We start from the raw sequence: 2220 nt of genomic DNA, 5'->3' as shown, positions 1-2220 counted from the left end.
CTGACCATCGTCGCGGTCGGCACATCTATGCCCGAATTCGTGACCTCGGTGGTCGCGGGCCTGAGACGGCAGGGCGACGTCGCCTTCGGCAACATCGTCGGATCGAACATCTACAACATCCTTGGCATCGGCGGCGCGACCGCCCTGATCGCGCCCGGAGCCGTGCCGGCCGAGATCGTCAGCTTCGACAACCTCGTGATGATCGGCGTCTCGGTGGTGCTGGTCGCGTTTGCATGGACCGGCTTGCGGATAGCGCGCTGGGAAGGCGCGGCGCTACTGGCCTGCTACGGGATCTACCTGTTCGCGATCTGGCCCTGATCGGGGGGGCGGTGGCTGTCCTGACGGCCGTCGTCCACCTGCGTGGCGATCAAGGGCTCTGGCACGCCGGTCCGCCGGCGCCGTGATGCCGGGCGCCGGATGACATGGTCCGGGACGGCATTCCTTCGCGGCCATTCCCAAACGCCCTTGCGTGTCGGTTCCCGACAGGCATTCCACAGGTGGCCCCTGGCACCGGAAAGTCCCTTCGGGCAGGGACTATAGTCTATAAAAAATTCCAGAATTTCATGGATTTATGGTTAATCCGTTCGAATAGAAGCGAAAAAAATTTGATAACGCATGTCCGTGACGTACTTCTCTTCATGTTCATGGATCCTGCATATCAGGGTATATCATTCAGAAACGTATGAACATGAATGTGTATTATGTGTCGCTCGATTTTAACGAATAAATTGGAAGCAAAGGCGCTCGATCATGAAATTTCAGCAGCTGTGCAAGCAGAAGATTGCCAGACTCCTTGTTGCAATTGCTTTTTTCGCGGCGCTTCCTGTTGCCCCGACGCCGGCCAGGGCGGACGTGGCCGAATGCCTGCTCGTGGCGACTGGCGGGGTCGTCAGCTCCTTTGATGATGGCGCGGGCGTAACCTACTGCGTTCACAGTTTTGCGGGCGACGGTCAGTTTACCGTTCTGAACGAGCCGCTCGATGCCGACTATCTGATCGTCGGTGGTGGGGGCGGCGCCGGCACCGGCGGCGGCGGCGCGGGCGGCTTCTTCGAGGGCAGCACGTCGCTTGGTCAAGGATCATACCCCGTTATCGTTGGTATCGGCGGCATTGGCAGCACCAGCCTTACCACTCCGGGCGGAAACGGCGGCGACAGCATCGCCTTCGGCATCACGGCTGGCGGCGGCGGCGGCGGCGGGCGCGGCGAAGGCGGTTCCGGCGCGGGGCGCAACGGAAGCTGCGATGGCGGCAGTGGCGGGGGCGCCTCGAAGACCAATCAGTCATTTCCGGGTGGCACAGGCTGCGCGCCGGGATTTGACGGCTTTTCAAACACCTCGAACGACACGCGCGGCGGCGGCGGCGGTGGCGCGGGGGGCGACGCATCATTTGCCTCCGGCGGCGACGGGCGCTCCAGCACCATTACTGGTTCCCAGGTGTTCTACGCAGGTGGTGGCAGAGCCACGACCGACGGATCCGCGTCGAACGGTGACGGGCAGGATGGCCCCGGAGGCGGTGGCGAAGGGGGGAACTTTCCGGGCAAGGACGGTATCGTGATCGTCCAGTACGCCGTGGCGACCATCACGTTCGACAGCGACGGCGGATCGCCCGTGGACCCGATCACCCAGAACCCCGGCAGCTCGGTCACCGCCCCCGCCGATCCGACCCGAACCGGATACGCCTTTGCAGGGTGGGACCCCGCAGTCCCTGCGACCATGCCCCTGCAAGATCTTGCCGTGACCGCACAGTGGGATGCCAACACCTACACGGTCAACTTCGACGCGAATGGTGGCACCGGCAGCATGGCGCCGCAGGGATTCACATACGATGTGCCGCAGGCATTGAATGCCAACGCGTTCACACGGCCCGGTTTCGCATTTGAAGGGTGGAACACGGAAAGTGACGGCAGCGGTACGGCCTTTGCTGACGGTGCCGTGGTCGACAACCTCACCGCAGAGCCTGACGGAACCGTCACACTTTATGCCGACTGGGCCGCTTTCGACCTGACGGCGGGCGGCTCGAGCATCGTGGCGGACCCGGTGAGCATCGTGGCCGACGGGACGAGCACCTCGGCCGTGACGGTCAGCCTGGTGGACGCGAACGACAACCCCGTGACCGGGGCGAGCGTGGTGATCGCGACGGATGCGGGCACGATCGGCGCGGTCAGCGACAATGGCGACGGGACCTACAGCGCGGTGCTGACCTCCGGGGTGACGGCGGGGCTC

2 protein-coding genes are annotated in these 2220 nt (G+C 64.0%); both read left to right on the top strand.

Features of this window, described 5'->3' with window-relative positions; genetic code table 11:
- Positions 1-318: sodium:calcium antiporter (locus HMH01_RS17675; RefSeq protein ID WP_425483634.1), on the top strand; the 318-nt coding region annotated here is incomplete at its 5' end.
- 432 nt (positions 319-750) lie between these two features.
- A partial coding sequence (locus HMH01_RS17670) for an InlB B-repeat-containing protein (RefSeq protein WP_171327116.1) occupies positions 751-2220 on the top strand: 1470 nt, incomplete at its 3' end.

Origin of the sequence: Halovulum dunhuangense (assembly GCF_013093415.1) — a bacterium.
Classification (GTDB): Bacteria; Pseudomonadota; Alphaproteobacteria; order Rhodobacterales; family Rhodobacteraceae; genus Halovulum; species Halovulum dunhuangense.
This window is presented reverse-complemented; position numbering and strand designations above follow the sequence as displayed.